The 22,459-nt window shown below is 62.7% G+C and carries 15 protein-coding genes and 1 pseudogene; 10 read left to right on the forward strand and 6 right to left on the reverse strand.

All coding sequences use genetic code 11. The features are described 5' to 3' along the window. Positions 1 to 175 precede the first annotated feature (175 nt). Complete coding sequence (locus tag F3J17_RS17595; protein ID WP_167061221.1) at positions 176 to 979, reverse strand: helix-turn-helix transcriptional regulator; 804 nt, start codon at positions 977 to 979, stop codon at positions 176 to 178. A gap of 293 nt (positions 980 to 1,272) precedes the next feature. Here F3J17_RS17595 and F3J17_RS17600 point away from each other — a divergent pair, with 293 nt between their 5' ends. The 5 genes from F3J17_RS17600 (at position 1,273) to F3J17_RS17620 (ending at position 9,220) form a co-directional block, all read left to right on the forward strand. After that, complete coding sequence (locus F3J17_RS17600; RefSeq protein WP_240161039.1) at positions 1,273 to 3,510, forward strand: TonB-dependent siderophore receptor; 2,238 nt, start codon at positions 1,273 to 1,275, stop codon at positions 3,508 to 3,510. Positions 3,511 to 3,696: 186 nt separating this feature from the next. Further along, on the forward strand, positions 3,697 to 4,506 hold the full coding sequence (locus F3J17_RS17605; protein ID WP_167061813.1) for an ATP-binding cassette domain-containing protein: 810 nt from the start codon (positions 3,697 to 3,699) through the stop codon (positions 4,504 to 4,506). Between the two features lie 11 nt (positions 4,507 to 4,517). Further along, positions 4,518 to 5,432: an ABC transporter substrate-binding protein gene (locus F3J17_RS17610; RefSeq protein WP_167061224.1), complete on the forward strand. Its 915-nt coding sequence runs from the start codon at positions 4,518 to 4,520 to the stop codon at positions 5,430 to 5,432. Next, positions 5,425 to 7,437 carry a Fe(3+)-hydroxamate ABC transporter permease FhuB gene (gene fhuB, locus F3J17_RS17615; RefSeq protein WP_240161040.1) on the forward strand — a complete coding sequence of 671 codons (2,013 nt, stop codon included), beginning with the start codon at positions 5,425 to 5,427 and terminating at the stop codon, positions 7,435 to 7,437. The genes F3J17_RS17610 and fhuB overlap by 8 nt, the downstream gene beginning before the upstream one ends. Positions 7,438 to 7,495: 58 nt before the next feature. After that, the gene (locus F3J17_RS17620; RefSeq protein ID WP_167061227.1) at positions 7,496 to 9,220 is read left to right on the forward strand and encodes a cyclic peptide export ABC transporter; all 1,725 of its coding nucleotides are present in this window, start codon (positions 7,496 to 7,498) and stop codon (positions 9,218 to 9,220) included. A 273-nt stretch (positions 9,221 to 9,493) separates the two neighbouring features. On the opposite strand, the gene F3J17_RS17625 is transcribed toward F3J17_RS17620, so the two are convergent. The 4 genes and pseudogenes from F3J17_RS17625 to F3J17_RS17640 all read right to left on the reverse strand — a co-directional run bounded on the left by F3J17_RS17625 (position 9,494) and on the right by F3J17_RS17640 (position 16,597). Beyond that, a complete protein-coding gene (locus tag F3J17_RS17625; RefSeq protein WP_167061230.1) occupies positions 9,494 to 10,912 on the reverse strand; it encodes a hypothetical protein in 1,419 nt (472 codons plus the stop codon). Positions 10,913 to 12,347: 1,435 nt separating this feature from the next. Continuing rightward, positions 12,348 to 14,576: pseudogene (gene vgrG, locus F3J17_RS17630) on the reverse strand (type VI secretion system tip protein VgrG); the annotation flags it as partial. Between the two features lie 564 nt (positions 14,577 to 15,140). Continuing rightward, positions 15,141 to 15,887, reverse strand: coding sequence for a hypothetical protein (locus F3J17_RS17635; RefSeq protein ID WP_167061233.1), 747 nt, complete (start codon positions 15,885 to 15,887; stop codon positions 15,141 to 15,143). Positions 15,888 to 15,967: 80 nt separating this feature from the next. After that, positions 15,968 to 16,597 (reverse strand): nitroreductase, encoded by a 630-nt coding sequence (locus F3J17_RS17640; RefSeq protein WP_167061819.1) that lies wholly within the window; start codon positions 16,595 to 16,597, stop codon positions 15,968 to 15,970. 152 nt (positions 16,598 to 16,749) lie between these two features. Here F3J17_RS17640 and F3J17_RS36600 point away from each other — a divergent pair, with 152 nt between their 5' ends. Next, entirely contained in the window at positions 16,750 to 17,454 is a 705-nt protein-coding gene (locus F3J17_RS36600; RefSeq protein WP_167061235.1) for a 4'-phosphopantetheinyl transferase superfamily protein, read from the forward strand. A gap of 323 nt (positions 17,455 to 17,777) precedes the next feature. Beyond that, positions 17,778 to 18,719, forward strand: a complete 942-nt coding sequence (locus F3J17_RS17650) for a M23 family metallopeptidase (protein WP_205194844.1) — start codon at positions 17,778 to 17,780, stop codon at positions 18,717 to 18,719. Positions 18,720 to 18,737: 18 nt separating this feature from the next. Here the strand turns inward: F3J17_RS17650 and F3J17_RS17655 are convergent, their stop codons facing one another. Continuing rightward, on the reverse strand, positions 18,738 to 19,796 hold the full coding sequence (locus tag F3J17_RS17655) for a LysR substrate-binding domain-containing protein (RefSeq protein ID WP_167061241.1): 1,059 nt from the start codon (positions 19,794 to 19,796) through the stop codon (positions 18,738 to 18,740). 165 nt (positions 19,797 to 19,961) lie between these two features. Between F3J17_RS17655 and gtdA the strand changes: the two genes are divergently transcribed. The 3 genes from gtdA (at position 19,962) to maiA (ending at position 22,451) form a co-directional block, all read left to right on the forward strand. Continuing rightward, complete coding sequence (gene gtdA / locus F3J17_RS17660; RefSeq protein WP_167061243.1) at positions 19,962 to 21,005, forward strand: gentisate 1,2-dioxygenase; 1,044 nt, start codon at positions 19,962 to 19,964, stop codon at positions 21,003 to 21,005. 71 nt (positions 21,006 to 21,076) lie between these two features. Next, entirely contained in the window at positions 21,077 to 21,775 is a 699-nt protein-coding gene (locus tag F3J17_RS17665) for a fumarylacetoacetate hydrolase family protein (RefSeq protein ID WP_167061246.1), read from the forward strand. Positions 21,776 to 21,794: 19 nt separating this feature from the next. Next, entirely contained in the window at positions 21,795 to 22,451 is a 657-nt protein-coding gene (gene maiA, locus F3J17_RS17670) for a maleylacetoacetate isomerase (RefSeq protein WP_167061249.1), read from the forward strand. Positions 22,452 to 22,459: the final 8 nt, after the last annotated feature.

The following is a 22,459-nucleotide window of genomic DNA, read 5'->3' on the forward strand; positions in this document are numbered from 1 at the left end:
CCGTCCGGCCGTTGAGGACGCGGCGCGCTGGCGCGAAACCGGCGCGCAGCTGCGCGATTCGCGCGAGGTCGCAGCGGCGCACGATGCGATCGCGTGGCATCCGCAGGTGCTCCACGAAGTGCGCAGCGTGTTGCTGGCGGCCTTGCCTGCCGCAGATTGAGGTAAGACCGCGCCGCTACGCGACGAGCGTGGCGGCGCACATCATCGACTGGTATTTCAGCGGAGTCATATGCAGCACGCGCTTGAACATCACCGCGAAGGAGTTGGTATCGGCGTAACCGAGCCAGGCGGCGACCGCGTCGATGGGCGTATTGGTCGACAGCAGGCACATGGCTTCGGACACGCGCATCTGCTCGCGCCATTTCGCGAACGGCATGCCGGTCTCGCGCTGGAAGTGCCGCGCCAGCGTGCGCGAGCTTGCGCCGAAGCGGTCGGCCCAATGTTCGAGCGAGTCGCTGTTGGCGGGTTGCTCGATCAGCGCCTGGCAGATGCGTTGCAGACGCGGATGCTGCGGCAAGGGCAGGCGGCCCGGCATTTCGTCCACCGGCGCGGACGTGGCGAGCAGGTTGACGATCAGCTGGGTGAGGACGTCGGCGAGACTGCCCGGTTCGCGCGGGCGCGCCGGTTCGCGGACCATCACGAGAATCGCTTCGCGCAGCAGGCCGTTGACGGGCAACAGACGCCCTTCGTCGCCGCAATCGGGACAGGGATCGACGTAGAGCGTGCGAAAGCCGACCTTGCCGACCATCTCCAGTTCATGCTCGACGCGCGGCGGCACGAGCATCGCGCAATCGGGCGTCACGACCCAGCTGGCGGCGGGCGTGCGCACGCGGATCAGGCCGCTGGTGGCGTAGAGCAGTTGCGCACGCGGGTGCGTGTGCGCGACCTCGCGCGCGCCCGATTCGTACTCGATGGCCTGGCCGAAGACGGGCGGCAATTCGCTTTTCGGCGCGGGGGAGGCGGTGGAAGAAGGCTTCACGATGTCGATGTCTGTTTTAGCCGTAAAGTCTATCATGACGCTCAAAATGGACAAAAATTGTCCGTCTGGCGGACAAAGTCGTCCGCCTCTGCGGTGGAGTAGCTTGTATCATCTGAACTCGCCAGGCGCGCGCTCGAACGCTGTTCGATCCTGAAGCGCCTGCGTGCCAAAAAACAGTGTCCCCCTGTCTGCACAATCGCATTGTGCCCGCGACGTTTATCGACGCAGGGCGTTTTAGCCTTTGTAAAAGTAATAAGACTCATTATCATTAACATTCACCTGGTAGAGCACCGATGAAGGGACGTAAGAAAAACAAGATGACGGGGCAGCGCGGACTCAACTTCAAACTCTCGCCCGTGCGGCTGGCCTTGCTGGGCGTGCCGCTGGCCATGTCGGCGGTCGCGCATGCGCAATCGAGCACGGACAGCACCACTGGCGTGCAAAACGGACAGACGACGCGGGCGACGCAATCGAGCACGCAGTCCAGCACGCAGTCCAGCACACTCCCCGCCGTGAGCGTGGAGTCGCAGCGCGAGTCGCCGACCGGCCCGACTGCGGGCATCGTCGCCAAACGCACGGCGACCGGCACCAAGACGGACACGCCGCTGCTGCGCGTGCCGCAGTCGGTGTCGGTGGTGACGCGCGAGCAGATGGATCAGCAGGGCGCCACCACGGTCGACCAGGCGCTGCGTTACACGCCGGGCGTGTACTCGCAGGACTCGACCGATTTCCGTTTCGATCAGCTGCGCGGGCGCGGTTTCGACTATTCGGAATACCTCGACGGCCTCGCGCTGCAGCAGAACCAGTACTACGCCAATCCGCGTATCGACCCGTATCTGCTGGAGCGCATCGACGTGCTGCGCGGTCCGGCTTCGGTGCTCTACGGCGCGGGCAGCCCGGCCGGTATCGTCAACCTGGTGTCGAAGGTCGCCACGGAAGACCAGGTCAACGAAGTCCAGTTGCAGATCGGCAATCACGATCGCTATGAAGCGGCCTTCGACGTGGGCGGCAAGGTCGACAAGGACGGCACGGTGCTGTGGCGCATCGTCGGCCTTGGGCGCGATGCCGACACCCAGGTGGACGGCGTCAAGGATCAGCGCATTGCCTTCGCGCCCAGCGTCACGATCAAGCCGAACGCCGACACGCGCCTGACGGTCTACGCGCAGTATCAGCGCGATCCGGCCGGCGGCCTGTTCGATTCGTTGCCGGTGCAGGGCACGGCGACCTATAACCCGAACGGCCAGATCAGCCCCGGCACCTACATCGGCAATCCGAATACCGATTACTTCCATCGCACGCAGTACGCGTTTGGCTACAAGTTCGAAGAGAAGATCAACAACGTCTTCACGTTCCATTCGAGCGCGCGCTACATGCATGACGATATCGACTATCGTCAGTCGTACTTCAACACCTGGAAGGCGGGCACGAATCAGTCCGTGCTGACCATGGGCGCGTTCCTCGACCGCGAGCATCTGAGCCAGTTCGCGATGGACAACTCGGTCGAAGCGAAATTCTCGACCGGCGAAGTCAAGCAGACGGTGCTGTTCGGCGTCGATTATCTGCGCATGCTCAGCGGCACGAATTCGGGCACCGGTTCGATCGGCACGCTCAATCCGTTCGCGCCGGACTTCGGCTCGCTCGGCACGCTCACCACCACGACCAAGCGCGTCGATACCGCCACCGACCAGCTCGGCGTGTATTTGCAGGATCAGGTCGAATATCGTCACTGGCTGCTCACGCTGGGCATCCGCAACGACTGGACCTCGACCAACATCCAGACGAGCGGTTCGTCCACGGGTCTGCAGAATCAGACGCCGCATGCGTTCACGTGGCGCGGCGGCCTGTCGTATCTGTTCGACAACGGCATTGCGCCGTACTTCTCGTACGCAAAGTCGTTCCAGCCGACCACGGGCGTGAATTTCGCGGGCCAGGCGCTGGTGCCGACGACCGGCCAGGAATACGAGGTGGGCGTGAAGTATCAGCCGAAGAGCTATAACGCGCTCTACTCGGCGGCGATCTTCGATCTCACGCAGCACAACGTGGCGACGACCGACCTGAATCACCCGGGCTATTCGGTGCAGACCGGCGAAGTGCGTTCGCGTGGCCTGGAACTCGAAGGCCATATCCAGCTCACCGACGATCTGTCCGTGCTCGGTTCGTACACCTATCTGAACCAGGTGGTGCTGGAGTCGAACACGGCGAGCCAGGTGGGCAAGCGTCCGACCATGGCGCCGCGCAACATGGCGAACCTGTGGGCCGACTACACGCTGCACGCCGGCCCGCTGCGCGGTCTGGGCTTCGGCGGCGGCGTGCGCTACATCGGCATGTCGGCGGGCGATACGGCCAATACCTTCGATGTCGGCAGCGTGGTGCTGCTCGATGCGGCCGTGCATTACGACTGGCGCAACTGGAAGTTCCAGGTCAACGCGACCAATCTGACCAACCGCACGTATGTGGCGTACTGCTCGGGCGGCGCGTGTTACTACGGTTCGAAGATCGGCGTGCTGGGGACGGCGAAGTATCAGTGGTAAGTGCGAGGAACAGCCGCACGGCGAGTGGTTGAGCCGTGCTGCTCTGGCCGCGCGTCGCATCTGGCGGCGCGCGGCTTTTCGCTTGATTGTGCTTGAAGCAGACATAATCCGCATGAATCGCGCGCGGACGTTCGCAGGGAATGCGCCGCGCAACTGTAGGAGTACACGGTTTTGGCAACGCCAGTGATGGAAGCCGCGCGCGTGAATGCGCCGCGCGATGAGGCGCCGCTTTACGCGGTCGAAGGTCTGGGCGTGCAGGTGGGTTCGCGTGCCTTGCTCGCCGATGTGGGCCTGCGCCTCGCGCCGGGCCGCGTGTGCGGGCTGATCGGCCATAACGGCTCGGGCAAGACCACGCTGCTGCGCGTGCTCGCGCGCCAGCAGGCGGTCACGCGCGGCACGGTGCGCTTCGAAGGCGAGGCGCTCGAAAGCTGGGACGCGCGCGCGTTCGCCCGCAAGGTTGCGTATCTGCCGCAGACGCCGCCGCCCGCCGATGGCATGACGGTGCGCGAACTGGTGGCGCTTGGCCGCTATCCGTGGCATGGCGCGCTGGGGCGCTTTACCGCGAACGACGCGCAGAAAGTGGCCGATGCGATGGAACTGACCGACGTGCAGCGTTTCGCGGACCGTTACGTCGATCAGCTTTCGGGCGGCGAGCGCCAGCGCGTCTGGCTCGCCATGCTGGTCGCGCAGGACAGCAACTGCCTGCTGCTCGACGAGCCGATCTCCGCGCTCGACATTTCGCATCAACTCGACGTGCTCGGTCTCGTGCAGCGTTTGAGCTCGACGCGCGGTCTGGGCGTGATCGTGGTGCTGCACGACATCAATATGGCGGCACGCTTTTGCGACGAATTGGTGGCGCTGCACAGCGGCCGCCTGCTGGTGCGCGGCACGCCCGCCGAGATCTGCCGCTCCGACGTGCTCGAATCGATCTACGGCGTGCCGATGGATACGCTGGCGCATCCGCAGGGCGGGGTGCCGGTCTGCTATCCGCGTTGAAGGGGCCCGCCATGCATCGACGCCGTCTGCTCGGGCTGGCCGCCGCGGGCTTCGCGTGTGCGCCGCTCATGTCTTTTGCGCAAGCGCCTTCCGCTGTGCCGCACCGCATTGTCGTGATGGACTTCGGGCTCACCGAAATGTTGCTCATGCTGGGCGTGACGCCGCTCGCGACCTCGGTGCCCGACTGGTATCGGCGCACCAATGTCGCGCCGCCGCTGCCCGAGGGCGTGATCGATATCGGCTTGCTGTATCAGCCCAATTTCGAACTGCTCGAACAACTGAGGCCCGATCTGCTGGTGCTCACACCTGCCCACGCGCCCATGCGCGCGCAACTCGAACGCATTGCGCCGACCATCACGCTGGCGCTCTCCGCGCCCGGTGTCGAACCGTGGCGGCAGATCGCGCAGGAGACGCAGCGCCTCGCGCGCGTGCTGGAACGCGAACCGCAGGCCAATGCCGCGATCGCCGACGCCGATGCGAAGCTCGCCGCCGCGCGTGCGCGTATTGCCACCGCGGCCGTCGCCAACAAGGCGACTGCGCCGATCTTCGTGGTGGAATTCGTCGATGACCGCCATCTGCTGGCTTACGGCCCGGGCAGCCTGTTCGGCGACGTCATGACACGGCTGGGACTGCGCAACGCGTGGACCGGCCCGAACAACGCCCGCGGCTATGCCGTGACCGATTTCACCCGCCTCGCCGATGTAAAAGATGCGGCCGATGCGCGGCTCGTCTATATCGATCCACTGCCCGACGCCGCGCGCGACACGCTCGCGCAAGGCGTGCTCTGGCGCAGCCTGCCGTTCGCGCGCGCGGGCCGCGTGGCCAGCATGCCGAAGGTTTCGCAGGGCGGCGCGCTCTACAGCGGCGCGCGTTTCGCGGGGCAACTCGCGGATGTGGTGCTCTCGCAGGAGGCGCATCATGCATGACCTTTCGATGACGCGCGGCGGCGGTAGCTGGCATGCACGGCGGCCGCTGCTCGGATTGTTCGGATTGCTGGTCGTCGCGGTGCTATTCACCATGCGCGGGCTGGCCGCGCATGTGCCCGCCGCCGACTGGACGCATGCGCTATTCGCACCCGATGTCAGCGATATCCGCGAAATGGTGGTGCATTACAGCTGGTTGCCGCGACTGGCGATTTCGCTGCTGTGCGGCGCGGCGCTCGCGCTGGCAGGCGTGGTGTTCCAGCAGGTACTGCGCAATCCGCTCGCCGAACCGATGACGGTGGGCGTGTCCGCCGGCTCCTATCTGGCGCTGCTGCTCGCGACGCTCTGGGCGCCCGCGTGGCTCGCGGCCTGGCGCGAAGGCGTGGCGCTCGCGGGCGGTGCGCTGGCGATGCTGTTCGTGTTCGCGCTGGCATGGCGGCGTGCGTTTGCGCCGGTCACGCTGGTGCTGGGCGGCATGATCGTCAACCTGTATTGCGGCGCGATCAGCCTGGCGTTGTCGATCATCTACGAGCGCTCGCTCACGGCGATGTTCATCTGGGGCGGCGGCGCGCTTGCGCAGCAGGACTGGCACACCACGCTGTGGCTGTTGCCGCGCGTGCTGGTCTGCGCGCTGGTGTGCGGCGCGCTGGTGCGCCCGCTCACGCTGGCCGGTCTCGACGATGCGGGCGCGCGCAGTCTGGGTCTTTCGCTCACGCGCACGCGCTTTCTGGCGCTGGCCGCGGCGGTGGCGTTGACGGCGTTCGTGGTGGCGGCGGTCGGTGTGATCGGCTTCATTGGTCTTGCCGCGCCGGCCATTGCGCGCGCCTGCGGCGCACGGCGTCTGCGCGATCAGCTCACGTGGGCGCCCGTGATCGGCGCGCTGCTGCTCTGGGTCACCGATCAGGCGATCCAGCAGCTGGGCGGTCTCGCGGGCGAACTGCTGCCCACGGGCGCGGCCACGGCGCTGTTCGGCGGGCCCTTGCTGCTGTGGCTGGTGCCGCGCCTGAAGGCGCGCGCCGCGCCGCCGCATGCGGAGCTGGGCCGCGCACAGACGCCGTGTTCGCCTCATGCGGCGCGGCGCGTGCTGATTGGCGGCGGCCTGGCGTTGCTGGCGGCGGTGATCCTCGCGGCGGGTTTCGGGCGCGGCATCGAAGGCTGGCACTGGGCTGCCGCCGATGAGTGGCGCGGCCTGTGGCACTGGCGCGCGCCGCGCATCGAGAGTGCGCTCGCGGTCGGCGCGCTGCTCGCGCTGGCGGGCACGCTGCTGCAACGGCTCTCCGGCAATCCGATGGCGAGTCCCGAGGTGCTGGGCATCAGCGGTGGCGGGATGCTCGGCATGATCGTGCTGCTGTTCGCGGTGCATGCGCCCGGCGCGCCGTTGATGTTCGCGGCCTGCGGCGCAGGCGCGTTCGCGACCTTGCTGGCGATGCTGGCGCTGGCGCGCCGCAGCGGCTTCGCCACCGAGCAGTTGCTGCTCGCGGGCATTGCGGTCGGGGCGTTGTCGCAGGCCGTGTTCGGGCTGGTGATCGCGGGCAGCGGTCCCTATGCGCCGATGCTGCGCAATCTGCTGATGGGTTCGACCTATATGATCGACGCGCCGCTCGCCGCGCTCGCGCTGGTCGTGGCGGTCGTGCTGCTGGTGCTGGCGCTGCTGTGCACGCGCTGGCTCGACATCTTCCCGCTCGGTGCGCCGGTGGCGGCGACGCTGGGCGTGCCGGTGCGCCGCGCACGCTTTCTGATCCTGCTGCTGGCGGCGCTCTTGAGCGCGGCGGCGGCGATGATCGTCGGGCCGCTTTCGTTCATCGGCTTGATGGCGCCGCATGTGGTGCGCCGCATGGGCCTGCGGCGCGCGGCGACCGAGCTGCTGGCTTCGGCGCTGCTGGGCGCGCTGCTGATGGTGGTGTCGGACTGGCTGAGTCGCAACGTGCTGTTTCCGCAGCAAATGCCCGCGGGTCTGCTGGCGATGATCGCAGGCGGTCTGTATCTGATGTGGTCGCTGGGCCGCTGAATGCGCAGCACAGGCAATACAGGCATCACGAGCACTACACGCAATAAGGAGCAATCCAATGAGTGACACGAAACACGACGGCGCGGCGCGCGCCGCTCAGGCGTCGCCCGCGCTGCACGTCATGCGCGATGCGCTGCGCCTGATCGGCCGCTTCTGGCCGCTCACCCTGTTCGCGACGGTGATGGGTTGCATCGGCGGCTTTTCGACGGCCTGGCTGCTGGCCGCCGTCAACGATGGTCTGCACGAGGCGGGCGGCGTCAGCGAGCGCACCGCCTGGTCGTTCGTCGGGCTGTGCGTGCTGACGGTCGGCGGCAATCTGGTGGCGGGGCTGGCCAATAGCGTGGTGGGCCAGAAGGTGATTGCGGCGCTGCGCAAGGATATTTCTTCGCGCATCGTGTGCGCGCCGCTGGCGGCAATCGAAAACTATCGCGTACATCGGCTGCTTGCCACGCTCAATGGCGACATCGACACCATCAGCGCCTTCACCTTCAATTTTTCGAGCTACGCGATTGCGCTCGCTTTGACGCTGGGCTGTATCGTTTATCTGCTGGTGCTTTCGCCGGTGCTGTTCGGGCTGGCGGCGTTTGCGATTTTTGCGGGCCTGCTGATGGCGCGCTGGGCGCGGCGCGGCTGGAACCGCTACTACGACAAGGTGCGCGACGCGCAGGACGATCTGCAGAAGCAATATCGCTCGATCACGGAAGGCGCGAAGGAACTGCGCATGAATCGCGGTCGCCGTCGTCGTGTGTTTGCGGCGCAACTGGGCGGCGCGGTCGATCTGATCGCCAGCCTCAAGACGCGCGCGATGAGTCTGTTCTGGGTGCACGAGAGCACGTCGTCGGTGCTGTTCTTCGTGGTGATCGGGCTGATGGTGGTGTTGCAGCATCGGCTGGGCGTGGCGTCGTCGGTGGTGAGCGGCTTCGTCATCACGTTGCTGTACGTGAAGGGGCCGGTGCAGCAGCTGTCGAGCGCGTTGCCCGCGCTCGGCCAGGCGCAGGTGTCGTTCAAGCGGATCGCCGAGCTGTCCGCCGAATTCCGCAACAATGAGCCTGACCTGCTGATCGACGCGCCCGATGCGCCGTTGCCCGCGTTCGAATCGCTCGCGCTGCGGCACGCTTCGTACGCGTTTCCGGCGCCGTCGGGCGCGCGCGGCTTTGCGCTCGGGCCGGTCGATCTGGAGGTCAAGCGCGGCGAGATCGTGTTTATCGTCGGCGAGAACGGCTGCGGCAAGACCACGCTCATCAAGCTGTTGCTCGGCCTCTACGCGCCGCAGGAAGGCGAGTTGCTGCTCAACGGCCAGCCTGTCACGCATGAAGGCGCGGATGCGTATCGGCAACTGTTTTCGGCGGTATTCGCCGATTACTTCCTGTTCGACGACTTCGTTTCCGACGATGCCGCCAATATGCAGCTTGCGCGCGACGCGCTGGCGCGGCTGGAAATCGCGCATAAGGTCAGCGTGGAAAACGGCGCGTTCACGACCACCGATCTCTCGACGGGACAGCGCAAGCGCCTTGCGCTGGTGCAGGCGATGCTGGAGGCGCGGCCCGTCATCATGCTTGACGAGTGGGCCGCCGATCAGGACCCGACCTTCCGCCGCGTGTTCTATCGCGAGCTGCTGCCGGAATTGAAGCGCATGGGGCGCACTGTGATTGCGATTTCGCACGACGATCGCTTCTTCGACGCGGCGGATCGCGTCGTGCGGGTGAGCGACGGGCACATCGTGTCGATCACGGACGGCAAGCAGGGCGGGGCGGTTGAGGAGATGCGGGCTTCGGCGGCTTGAGGGGAGCCTGAATTCGTTCTGCGCTTTGCCGGATCCTCGCCGAGCGGGCGCTCGTACATACGGTCGCGAACAAGGTTGAAGCGACCTATCATCGGACTGATCTTATGGAACACCGATGACCAATGATGGAAGCATGAGCGGCGCAGGTTTGCGATAATCGACGAGGCCGCAAAAGGCATCGATTGGCAAGGCGATTTTCGATATCGCTCGCTACCTCGACGAGTGGCTGGTTGTTGCATGGAGCACTTCATCTATCACAGGGTAATTCGCCGATCAAGCACCGTACCACTGCCAGTAGTGGTACGGCACCATACCACCCAAACTGCTAAGGTCCGGAGCAATCTCGCCCGTGTCCATGTCGCGCTCGAATTCTGGATGTACTACATCTCCGTCTGTCGACCCTATCCTCATGGTTCGTGCTATCCAGCGACCGTCGCGGGGACAAGGTTCACCTGGCTTGCATCTTGCCGGTAGCGTCAAGTCAGCGTCCCATACCCAATAGCTAAATGGTTGGTCGAGTGCTGGCGTTCGCTCACCTCTCATCAAGCTCACTACAAATTGGCCTCGTTCGCCGCTGACCGCCACTTTACGGTAGTGACCGGATTCGACAACCACTGCACCGGGGGGAAATCTATGAGAAGACATTTTCTCCCGCTGGCGCGCTTCGTAGTCCTTCCATTCCTTCGGCGTCGATGGATAGTCAGTGTTAATCATTACGTGCGCCTGCTTTGTCCGATCGGAAACGAAGTTGACTCGCCCCCCTATACCGAAGATGCCTTTGACGTTGATACTCGCGAATACAATAGCACCAAAGTCGTAGGCTCCTTGGGGCACTTTAGCTGCTGGCGCGGACAGGAACTTATACGTAACGGAGTCGCCCGCCGGTATCGTGACAAACGTCCCCGATTCGCCCGTCGGTTGTGTGATGGTATCAACGGAATACTCGCCCTTGTTCACTACAGGAGCGCCAGCAAGATCGGCGCGCCATTCGCCATATCCGTCTGTGCGGAATCCGCTGACATCAAGTCGATCGCCACCAAGTTTTGTCCATTGGTCAGGCGTTCTCATTTTTATTGAATAGTTTCCACTGTTGAAAAACTTTACCGAGACGAGAAAGCCATTCGTCTGTCGCTGAACATCAGAAATGATTACATCGAATTTGACGATTGCTCGACCATCGGGAGTATATTTTCTTATTGAATTTTTGTAGAAATCATCTACAAGAAAAGCCAATTTTTTAGGTAAATCACCAAGGCGACCTTGATAATTTACTGCTTTTCCATCCCGAACGCAGCCTACTGAGTAGTCTATCATCGGGTCTATCTGGAGATCTGTAGTTGGCTTCTCTTCAGATACATGGCATAACTGATCGTGAATATCCTTCGCTATTCTAATCTCGTCCGAAGACAGGTTCGCGTCCAGGAGGCCCACGCCATCATAGCTATTGTTCAGTGTGCTTGAAAGCGCGTTCGATATTCCGATGCGGATTTGACCGGTCAACGGCCAGACGCCAATGCCGTTAGCGCCTGCGTGGTGATCGCCTCGTGCAGTGATTGCGAACGATTTGTCGTGAGTGTCTGTTTCGTCTGCAAGCAAAATTTTCGTCATTGTGAATATTCCAAAAATAAAGCCAATTATTATTAATAATTTAACAATGGAGAAATTTTTTATTTCGTCTGACTCATGTTTCATAGCCAATTCTCCATTTTCGCCATACAGGCTTGGTTCTATCGTTATTCAGGTATTGTGGGAGTTCACCAGTCAATTCACAGAAATGTCGCCTGACATACTCTAGATAGTAGGGGTGCACAGTGGCACTTGGACTAGCTTTATCGCTGTTCTGCACCTGCTGATTCGCACCGTATCCCATCAGATTGCTCTGCGAAAGGAGCTGCCACGTCGCTTTATCCTTGTTGACGTTTCCCAGTGGGAAATTCAGCTGCTTATTTTCAATATACTGCTGATGTACCCAGCCGCCGTATGACCAATATTCATCGGGGAAATTGAATAAATGACCGCATTCGTGCGCAATCACGTTGGTCTCATATGGCATATCTTTCCAAACGACACTGTCGTCCGGCTGTTTCTCGCAATACATATTGTTTTCACCCCACGAGCCTCCATCGGCGCGTTGAGTTTGCGGGAAAAGATTAATTTTTTTGTGAATTTTCTTTCTGTTGCCGACGGATGCGTTCTTGATACTTAAAAGGATTTCCACCTTGAATACAACAGACACGCGGCATCCACAAGCGGCATTTTTCGAACAACCATTCAGGATCAATTTGCTCCTATGTCCGTTCAATACGGCTTCAATGTGCGCCTTTCTCCCTGCTACATTGAAATCTGCGCCGGCCCCATCGCGATATTGAAGAACGAGTCCATTCAGCGGATTGTTGACTCCGTTGCCGGCCACTTGCCAGTGCGCATCATGATCGTACGGTATGGATTGCGGCTTTCCATCACTTCCGGACAATGGCTTGCCTGAGGAATCGCACCGGACAATGTCAACGGGCGCGAGCACGACTCTGACCGTTGCGTAGAGTGTGGTGCTCTTTTCGTCGTATGACAGTTCGAACGCTGTATCGAATTGATTTCCGCTTAGCGATCGCGTTCCGCGCATGTCAGGAGTAGGCCACGGAGTGTCCTCATCTATCCATCCATAATAGGATCCCGTTTCGGTTGTATCGTTGCACTCCGTCGTAAACGCTGGAGTGTGCCAATCACATGCGACAGGCGCAGTCAGCTTCATAGGTGTGCTTGGATCATCTGCGAGCAGCTGCTTCGGCTCGTGTGCCGGATCACTATCAGCGGCTGACAGATCAGGCGTCGTCGCCAGCGGCGTAGATTTGGCAGCTTGTGGCGTAGCTCCGGATGCATCTGTCGGAGACCCAGTGTTCCGCGTATTGGCTCCGGCAGTCTGCGCTTTTGCTGACGGACGCTTCACGGCCGGTGCAGGGGGCTCGCCTTCGGCGCTCGCAGAATTGGCAAATTGATTCCAATCGGAGGCTTGGGGCGCTGATGGTGGTGATGCTGTCCCAGTAGAAGTCATCGGACGGCGCCACGAGTCGCACGCAAATGTGAACGGCACCATCTTCGACGAAAACGAAGATGCAGCCAGTTGCATCTGTGCTTTACTCTTCTTCTGGACCGTGATGGTCTTGAAAAACAGATCGCCAGGGCCGCCGAGCGTAATGCTGCCGTCCTTGATCTGGACGAATGCGCCGCCGCACTCAAGGATGATTTCCTTCGCGGCGGACAGGTTCACCTTGCCGTTGACGCTGGCGACGTTCACATCCTTGTCGGCAATGAGCGACATCGGGCCGCTTTGAGCCTGAAACTCGACTGGACCTTTGGCCGCAAATATCTTGATGCCGTGTTTCTGCGCGAACAGCGACAGCTTTTCGCCCGCCGCGACCGTGAAACGCTTCAGCACGCTCCAGTCGGCATTCTTCCCGGCAACGGCGTTAATGTTTTCTTGTGCCGAGAACTGCATGCCTTGGCCCGCGACAAGTGCCACCGATGCAGGCGTGCTCATCAGCAGCCCCGGCTTCTTCAGGCCGTCCAGATCGTCCTTGATCTGCTGCTGGGCGTCGGTGTCGGCGGGTTCGGCCTTGGCGCTGCTGGCGGACGCGGCGAGCGCCTTCGCGGTCGCCAGTGCGGTTTCAAGCTGCGCGATGGTCTCCTGCATGTCGAGTTGCTTGCCGGTCGCGCCGGGGCGGTCGTAGGCCGTGAACATCATGCCCTTGCCGGCGCGATTCACCCCGTAACCCGATGTCCGAAGCTCCAAGCCTTCGCCCCGGCATTCGAGCTTGTTGTTCACCAGGTAACCGAGACTCAGTTGCGACTTGCCCGAATGTTCGGTGCTAAGTTTGGCCCCCTCCTGGCCGGACCAGTCCTCGAAACGCAGCTTGTTGTTCTTCTGCGTACGGATCATGTTGCGCGAGAGCCAGCGCCGGTCGCTCGTCACCAGGTCACGCGCCTGGCTGTGATGGTGGAAGGCTGAAATTTCGGGCTTGTCTGGATCACCATCGCGGCAGGTAATCACGGCCTCGGCATCGTCCAGCGCCGGGAAGTGCATCCCTGTTCGCAGCTTGCCCGCGAACGGCTTCGCAAGACGTAGCGGTACGCTCTCGCCACCGTTCGGCCACGTCGCGAAGTCCGCATCGAAGCGCACCGTATAGTGGCCTTCTGCGGTGATGTACGCGTAAGAATATTTGTCTGGGCTGGTCACGCGTGCCGAAAGTGTGCCGGGCACTTTTGCCCAGGTCTCGGGCTTCAATTCGAGCCGGAATCGCCGGTCGGCGGGGATGGCGGTATAGCGGTTCGAATAGGCGGCGTCGCGCGCGCCGCTGTGTGTCACCTCGACAATCACCTGGCCTTTGGGCGCATCGGGCAGGGTGGTATCCATCTCAAGCACGCTCGCGCACTGCAACGCGAGTACATTGCTTTCGCCTGCATAGACGACCTGGCGGGCGATGGCCGCTTCATGGCGAAGCTGCGCTTCACATTTCGCACCAGCCTGGTCGAGGTGGTGCGTGCCGTAGACATACGCCCGCCCGTAGGTAGTTTCGTCCTGAGGGGCAATGTTGACCTCGTCGCGAAAGCGCTCCCAGGCCTGGGCCGGGTTGTAGTCAGCCACGATGAACGACTGCGGCACGGTCACGGCATGGGTTTGGATCCCCGTAACTGCCTCGATGCCCCCAGCTTCAAGTCCTGCCACTTCTCGGTAGGGCACAATCCGTTGCGGCTCGCCGTAGAGGTAGTGGTCGATATCGTCGCCGAATACAACCTCGTCGCCGTATTCGCTCTCGACGATATAGCTGTAAATGCCCGCCTTCTGCATCAGCATCTGGCAATACGCCAGATCGGTCATGCGGTATTGCATGCGGAACAGGTGCTTTGGGTACTGTCCGCGCAGACGGAACCGGAATTGATGGTCCCTCAGGCCGTGACGGCGAAGCACCGCCGCGATGATGTCCGGCGTGCTTTGATGCTGATAGATGCCCGTATTCGTGACCGCTTCGAGCCGTGCGAAGTGCGACTTCAAAACGGCTTCGTATTTCGTGTAGTCCTTCGTGGTTTGTACGGTCGAAAACCGTGCGATGAACCCGGAAAACTGGCGCTTGGTCCCATCGTCTGCAACGATGGAAAACGAAGCGTCACGGCTCAGATAGTCGGCGCGCGGTAGCTGTAACGGATGGGTGAGGACGATACGCACCTCGGTCGGTGCGCCCATCTTCTCGGTTGCATCGAACGACGCGACCGAGAGTGTCGCCGCGCTGTCCGTACCGGGCACGTGGAGGTGATACGCCTGTCTGCCTGGTATGGTACGCAGGACGTCTTGCAGGTCCGCCATAGGCTGGCCTCCTTGCTGATTGTTTTTAGAGGCGGCCTGCGGTGCAACAGGACTGCATGGTTCGGAAGGCCGCGATGCGGGGCCGGTTCACAGCCCTCGAAAGAGGCTTTTACCCTGCAAGCCATCCTGATTCTATTGAGCAAAGTCTGAAAATGCGTCAACCATTGTCTGGCCGCAATGTAGGGCGCTGCCTAACCAGGTACGAGGCTGAACGGTTTGATTTTGAGGTGTTTGTGGCGGCTACGGCTTGGATCGACCACCGTTCAGCGTGGCCTCCTTTCCTCTTTTAGACGGGCGGACCGTCGTCTGTGAATGCTCCGCCGTCTTCGGTGTCCGCTGCCGGCTAGCGAGTTGCCCGCAAATGATACGGGCCGTATTCGGCCTCACGCTCGACCCATGCGCGAGTCGGGTCTCGATCTCGTGGCGAACGCGCTCAAACGCCGCCCACCTCTATTCCCACTCGGCGAGCATCGGTGCGATGCCGCGTCGGGTCGGGTAGTCTGGCGCCGAGTTTGTGCAAGAGGCGTACTGAGCAATGAACCTTGAGTCAGGGTTCACCGGGCACTAAAGAATCTGTTCGTAACTACGCCAGCCGACGGCGTTGATGGCATGCAAGGGCTCGTGCGTGGCGACGGCGGCGCAAATCTGGCCCGGCATCGGCAGTTCGATGATGTTGGCGCGGCTGGGTTCGCAGCGGCTGTGCGGAAGGGCGTCGCGTTGCAGGTCGAAGCCGCCGGCCGATGACTTGAACGACGACGTAAGCGACGACGTCAGCGCCAGCACGCTGTCCTGACGCGACTGCGCGCGCGCAAGAGCGAGTCCGGCATCGTCAGGCGCTGCGTTGCCCTGAGTCGAGCGCATCTCCGGTAACGCTACGCTCAAGCCGAAATGCTGTCCGCTCATGCCGAGCAAAACCCAGATACCGGCGTAGGCCATGCGGATGTGCAGCGTCTGATGCGGCACGGGCGCGATCAATTGCGGTTGCGCATGCACATCGTCGTCCAGATCGATTTGCTCCGGCGGGCAGTCCAGCATCGGCGACAGGATATTGCGCAGCACCGCGCGCGACACCAGATAGCGCTTGGCGATCGCCGAACTCGGGCTGCGCGCGGCACGGTTCTGCTCGTCGGCGGAAAGATGGAAGGGCAGCGCGGTGCGCGCGGCCGAACCCCACTCGGCGCGAAATCGCCAGAGCGTCAATTCAGTGGAGTGGGGAAAGCGCTGAGGACGAAGCTCGATGTCGTCGAACTTCCAGGGGATAAAGCTGGGATCGGGCGTGTGGGTCACTGAGTGTCGGTGAGATTGCGCCATGGCGTCTCGTTGGCTGACGGGCGGCGTGCATCCTCTTCTGCATGCGCCGCCCGTCGATGACGTGAAGAGTGGGCGAGCGATCAGATGGACGAGCTGCCCAGCCATTCGCGGAAGTAATGCGCGCGCGGCGGCCGGGCCGCTTCGCGTTCCGCAGACTTCGGTGTGCCAACGAACAGGAAGCCGAGCAGTTTGTCGTCCGGTTCGAAATCGAGTGCGAGCTTGAGCTTTTCGTCGTAGGCGTCGGGGCCAGTTGCCCAGAAGCCGCCATAGCCCAGCGCGTGAATGGCGTTGAGCATGTTCATGGTGGCCGCGCCTACGCTTAGAATCTGCTCCAGTTCGGGGATCGAGCTGTCGCGCGCCACCGACGCGCCCAGCGCGATGATGAGCGGCGCGGCGAAGGCTTTGTCGCGGCGGTGTTCATGCGCGGAGCGCGGCGTGCCGGGTTCGCGCGCGGCGGCGACATCGACGAGAATCTCGCCTAGCTCGGCGCGCGCTTCGCCGCGAATGAAGGTGAAGCGCCAGGGGCGCAGACGGCCGTGATCGGGGGCGCGCAAGGCGGCGTCGAAGATCAGTTCGAGTTCGGCGTCGCCGGGACCGGGTTCGACCAGCGGCCATGCCGATTGTCGTGCGAGCAACGTTTCGAAAAACGCCGCCTGGGCAGGCGTTGCGGCGTTCGTGGTGGCCGTTTCCGGCGTCGATGTAACAGGCATGTCCATGGCACGATCCAATGAGAGAAACGTTTCCTATGATGATGAAAATTTCGCTCATTTGCAAATGATTCTCATTCATTGAATGGCGTATCCGATTAATTTATGCTGCTGCGATGACCGATCCCTTGAATGACTCTGCGCGAAGACTGCGCGTGAATGCGAACGGCCGCTGGCCGGATGATGTCGACGTATGGCGCCTGCGCTTCGATTTTCAGGACGCGCGCCCGGCTGAGATGCCTTTTCTCGACGCCGCCGAACGGGCGAAAGCGGCGCGTTACATGCGGCTGCCCGATCAGGTGCGCTTCGCCTCGACGCGCTCGGCGTTGCGCGCATTGCTGGGCGAGGCGTTGGGCATGGATCCGCGCGACGTGCCGCTGGTGGTTTCGGAGCGGGGCAAGCCGATGCTGGCAGATTCGCTCGGCAATACGCTGTCTTTCAACGTGTCGCATTCGGGCGATCACGCCTTGATCGCGCTATCGCAGCGGCGCGGCGTGGGCGTCGATATCGAGCGCATCAACGAATCGATCGACTGGCGAGGACTTGCGCGACTGGTTTGCACTCCCGAGGAAAGGCAGGCGATTGAAGACGCGCCGCACCCGCTTCAGCCCGCGCAATTTTTCCGCTGCTGGACTGCCAAGGAGGCGTTGTTGAAGACGCTGGGTCTGGGCATCACCGAAGGTTTGCTGGCGCTGCGTGTCGATCTGCGCGGGCAGACGCCGGGCGCGTTTCCCGCGCCGCCGCAGGTGGTCAGGGATACGCACGGTTGCGCAGGCGCGCGGGTGTTGCAGTATCGGTGGATCGAGGAAATCGACGGCTATTTCGGCTGCCTGGCATTCGAGCCGATCCGCCCCGCATAATGGAGATCGCTGGGGTTGCTGCAACAGCGGTCATTCCTCTGCAAATTCCGGCGATCGATCTGTTAAAAACAGGGATTCAACATTTTTGACGTTTTTTTAAGATTCGCTTAAGAATCGTCCTTTAGTCTCGGTGCCTTCGCTCATCGACGCTGCAATGGCGTCGGTGTCTCTTTGAAAGCGGCGCGTCGCGCGCGGCTTTCTGCCAAGTAATCCGTACCCAGTAGATGCCCAAGCTCGTATCGACGACATCTTCGGGAGTCGCGGGCAAAGCGTTCATCGTCGCCGCTCTCAGCACGGCCTGCACAGCATGGCTTTCGCACCAGATGCCGAGCCAGTCCGTCGATGTCTCGCTGCACGCATCCGACGACATGCCCGAACAACTGGCGCGCCGTGCCTCAGCACCCGTAGCCGCTTCTGTTCCCGCGCCCGTGCCTGCCGCGCCCGTCTACCATGTGGAGACCGTGAAGGTCACGCACAGCTTCTCGGAAGCCGCCGACCAGTTGGGTATCGACGCCGCGATCACCGCGAAGCTCGCTCACGCGCTGGAAGGGCGGCTGGATTTCCGCCGCGATCTGCGCCCGGGCAGCGAAGTGCGCTTCGTGTTCCGCGACAAGGCAGGCAACGCGACGACAGCGGCATCGGCATCGGCGGCGTCTGCGGCCGCCCCGGACGCCAGCGCCACGCCAGTCGCGATGCGCATCTCCACGGGCAAGGAATCGCACGACCTGTTCCTGTTCCGCAAGCTCGACGGCAAGGCCTTCTACTACAGCGCCGACGGCACGCCCGCCGCGCCGACCTTCCTGCGCTATCCGGTGAACTTCACGCGCGTGTCGTCGGAGTTTTCGCCGCTGCGCCTGGACCCCGTCACGCATCGCTGGCAGGCGCATGAAGGCGTCGATCTGGCCGCGCCGATCGGCACGCCCGTGCACGCGAGCGCGGAGGGCACGGTCACGTTCGCAGGCTGGGAAATCGGCTACGGACGCGTGATCAAGATCAAGAATTTCGGCGACTATTCGACGACCTTCGCGCATCTTTCGCGTTTCGCGAAGTCGCTGCGCGCGGGGCAGCAGGTGAAGCAGGGCCAGGTGATCGGCTATGTCGGCAAGACCGGCTGGGCGACCGGCCCGCACCTGCATTACGAGGTGCACGTGGACAACGTGCCGCAAGACCCGCTAACCGTCGATCTGCCCGTGCGCACCGCGCTGGACGGCGACGACAAGCAGCATTTTGCGCAGCAGGTCCAGCAACTCGCGCCGATGCTTTAAGCAGCCAGGGCGAGCGCGTCAGCGCTGATCGGCTGGTCGCGCGCGTCGGCCTGCTGGCGGCTTTTGCGCCGTTTGCTGGCGGGTTCGCTTCGGGCGCGGTGCAATGCGCGCGCCTTCTTCCTCTTCGTCATCGATATCCCCATCGCCGTCCGGATCCGCCGCGCCGATGCGTGCACACGCACGCAAATGCTCCAGCGCAAGCGCCACGGCGACGCGATTCACGCTGTCCGCGCGCCAGTACATCGATACCGATCCAAATCCCGTCAGCCTCATCGGCAGCACGTGCAGGGCGTTGAGCCGCGCGAAGCGCATGGCCGCGCGATGCGACGCCACACCTAGCAGCTCGGTCTGGTTGAGCAGCGTGACATTGAGGATCGACGAATTCGATTCCACGCAATGCCGCGGCAAGCCGCGTCCCGCCGCCGCGAGCGCGGTTTCCAGCGCCTTGCGCACCGGCGTGCCCTCGGGCCAGATGATCCACGCATACGCGAACGCATCGTCCCAGCCGACCGAGCGGCGTGAGGCGAGCGGGTGCTCCAGGCCCGAAACGAAATTGATGCGCTCGCGGTAGAGCACTTCGCCGTCCAGCAACGGATCGACTTCTTCGCTGGAAGTCCGCCCGACCACGATATCGAGTTCGCCGCGCGCGAGCTGCGGCATCATCAGATTCATGGTGCTTTCGACCAGACGCACTTGCGCGCGCGGCAGTTCCTTCACGAGCCGCGCGACCGCCATCGGCACCGTATCCGCCGCTGAAACCCCCGAAGTCCCAATCGCCACCAGCCCGCTGCCGCCGTCGCGCTGCGCGGCGAGATCGTCGCGCGCGCTGTCCAGATGCCCGGCGATCCGCCGCGCGTGCGCGATCAGCGCCTCGCCGTACGAAGTAGGCCGCAGCCCGCGCGCGTGCCGCTCGAACAGCGGCAGGCCGATGTCCTCCTCCAGTTCCTTGAGCCATTTTGACAGCGCCGGCTGCGTGGTGTTGAGCGCCGCCGCCGACTGGCTCAGGTTGCCGGTTTCGCCAACCTTGAGCAGCAATTCCAGGTGCCGCAGCCGCAGCCTATGGGTCCAGTCCGTCATGTCGCGCGTTCCGAGGTATATCCAGAAGTATATGGATGAGATGAATTTGTCATTTTACAGGGTATGCCTTGCGGAACTATAAATTCACTCGTTGCAGATCGAATCCGGCCGCGCGCAGAAGCTGACGCGCATACGACGCGCGCCGCCAAAAAAATGGAGACACCGATGTCGACGGTTCAAAACGAATCCCGCGCTGCCTATTACGAGCGTATTGCTCGCCAGCAACTCTCGCCGCTGTGGGAGTCGCTGCACACGCTCGTTTCGGCGTTGCCGCAACCGAAGGCGCAGCCGGCGCATTGGCGCTACGCGCAGATCCGCGAACTGGTGATGCAGGCGGGCAGCGTGATCAGCGCCGCCGAAGCCGTGCGCCGCGTGCTGGTGATGGAGAACCCGGGCCTGCCCGGCAAATCGGCTGTCACGCCGAATCTTTACGCTGGCCTGCAGTTGATGCTGCCTGGCGAGATCGCGCCGAGCCATCGGCACACGCAATCGGCGCTGCGCTTCATCGTGGAAGGCAAGGGCGCATGGACGGCCGTGAATGGCGAGCGCACCACCATGCATCCGGGCGATTTCATCATCACGCCGTCATGGACGTGGCATGACCACGGTAATCCTTCGCTCGACGAGGGCGGCGAACCGGTGATCTGGCTCGACGGCCTGGATATTCCGCTGGTCGCGCATCTGGACGCCAGCTTCGCCGAAAATTTCCCCGAAGATACCCAGCCGGTCACGCGCCCTGAAGGCGACAGCTTTGCGCGTTTCGGCAGCAATATGCTGCCGGTGCGCCATCAGGTGAGTGATCCGACTTCGCCTATCTTTAGTTATCCGTATGAACGCAGCCGCGAAGCGCTAGACACGCTTTATCGTCACGGCGATCTCGACGCCTGGGATGGCGTGAAGCTGCGCTACGTGAACCCCGCCACGGGTGGCTGGCCGATGCCGACCATCGCCACCTTCATGCAATTCCTGCCGAAAGGCTTTCGCGGCCGCACGTACCGCAGCACCGACGCCACGGTTTATTGCGTGGTCGAAGGGCGGGGCACCGCGCATATCGGCGACACGGCGTTCGAATTCGCGCCGCACGATGTATTCGTCGCGCCTTCGTGGGTCCCGGTGCGTCTCGACGCCGATGACGACAGCGTGCTGTTCAGCTATTCGGATCGCCCGGTGATGACGGCGCTGAATCTGCTGCGCGAAGCGCGTGTTTGATTTGCGGGCAGATTCGCATTGTTCAGGCGCCGTCGCGCCCTTCCTCAATTTAAACGAGTATTCAAAGAATCATGGCTTTCGTCTTTACTCCCGAAGCACCTGTTGCCGTTCCCGTTGCCGGTTCCAATGATCAGTTCGCGGTGCGCCGCGTCTATTGCGTGGGCCGCAATTACGCCGCCCATGCACGCGAAATGGGCTTCGATCCTGACCGCGAACCGCCGTTCTTCTTCTGCAAGCCCGGCGATTCGATTGTGCCCGTCGCGGATGGCGAAACGCTTGAACTCGCGTATCCAACGCAAACTGCCAACTACCACTACGAAGCCGAACTGGTGGCGGTGATCGGCAAGAGCGGTGCGGATATCGCGGTCGACAATGCGCTCGACTACGTCTGGGGCTACGCCGTTGGCCTCGATATGACGCGCCGCGACCTGCAAATGAAAATGCGCGAGATGGGCCGTCCGTGGGAAATCGGCAAGGCTTTTGACCGTTCCGCGCCGATGGGCCCGATCCACCGCGCAAGCGATGTGGGCCACTTCGAAAAAGCCGGTTTGTGGCTGAGCGTTGATGGCGCAACGAAACAGAAGAGCGATGTCTCGCATCTGATCTGGTCGGTGGCGGAAACGGTGGCGTATCTGTCGAAACTCTTCCGCCTCGAACCGGGCGACGTGATTTTCACGGGCACGCCCGAAGGTGTGGGGCCGGTCAAGGCGGGCGAGACCATGAAAGTGGGCGTCGAGCGTCTGGGTGAACTCACCGTTCGCGTGGTCTGAGGCCGCAGGAGTATCGATCGTGGAGCTTTATAGTTTTTTCAATAGCTCGACGTCCTGGCGCGTGCGTATTGCGTTCGCACTCAAGGGACTCGACTACGCCACGTTGCCGGTGAATATCCGCACGCTCGCGCATCGCGGCACGCAATATGTGAGCGAGGTGAATGCCTCGGCGGCCGTGCCCGCGCTGGCGGACGACGCGTTGGGCGCCGGCGGCCCGCTCGGCCAGTCGCTGGCGATCATCGACTGGCTCGACGCACGGCATCCCGAGCCGCGTCTGATTCCCACCGAGCCGCTGATGCGCGCTCGCGTGCTCGAACTGGCGAATCTGATCGCCTGCGATATTCACCCGGTCAACAATCTGCGCGTGCTGCGCTATTTGCAGGACGTGTTGAAGATCACGCCCGCGCAGAAGGACGACTGGTATCGCCACTGGATCGCCGAAGGCATGGCGGGCGTCGAGCGCCTGCTCGTGCGTGCGCGCAGCGAAGGGCCGTGGTGCTTCGGCGCGCAGCCCACGCTGGCGGATTGCTGCCTGATTCCGCAGATCGGCAATGCCTTGCGTATGGGCTGCGAGTTGAGCGCGTATCCGAAGTCGCTTGCGATCTACGAACATGCGCAGACGCATCCGGCCTTCATTCAAGCACAGCCGCAACGGCAACCCGACTATATCGCGTGATCCGGTCA

It is taken from the genome of Burkholderia sp. Ax-1719, from assembly GCF_011753055.1.
In the GTDB taxonomy this organism is placed as follows: domain Bacteria; phylum Pseudomonadota; class Gammaproteobacteria; order Burkholderiales; family Burkholderiaceae; genus Paraburkholderia.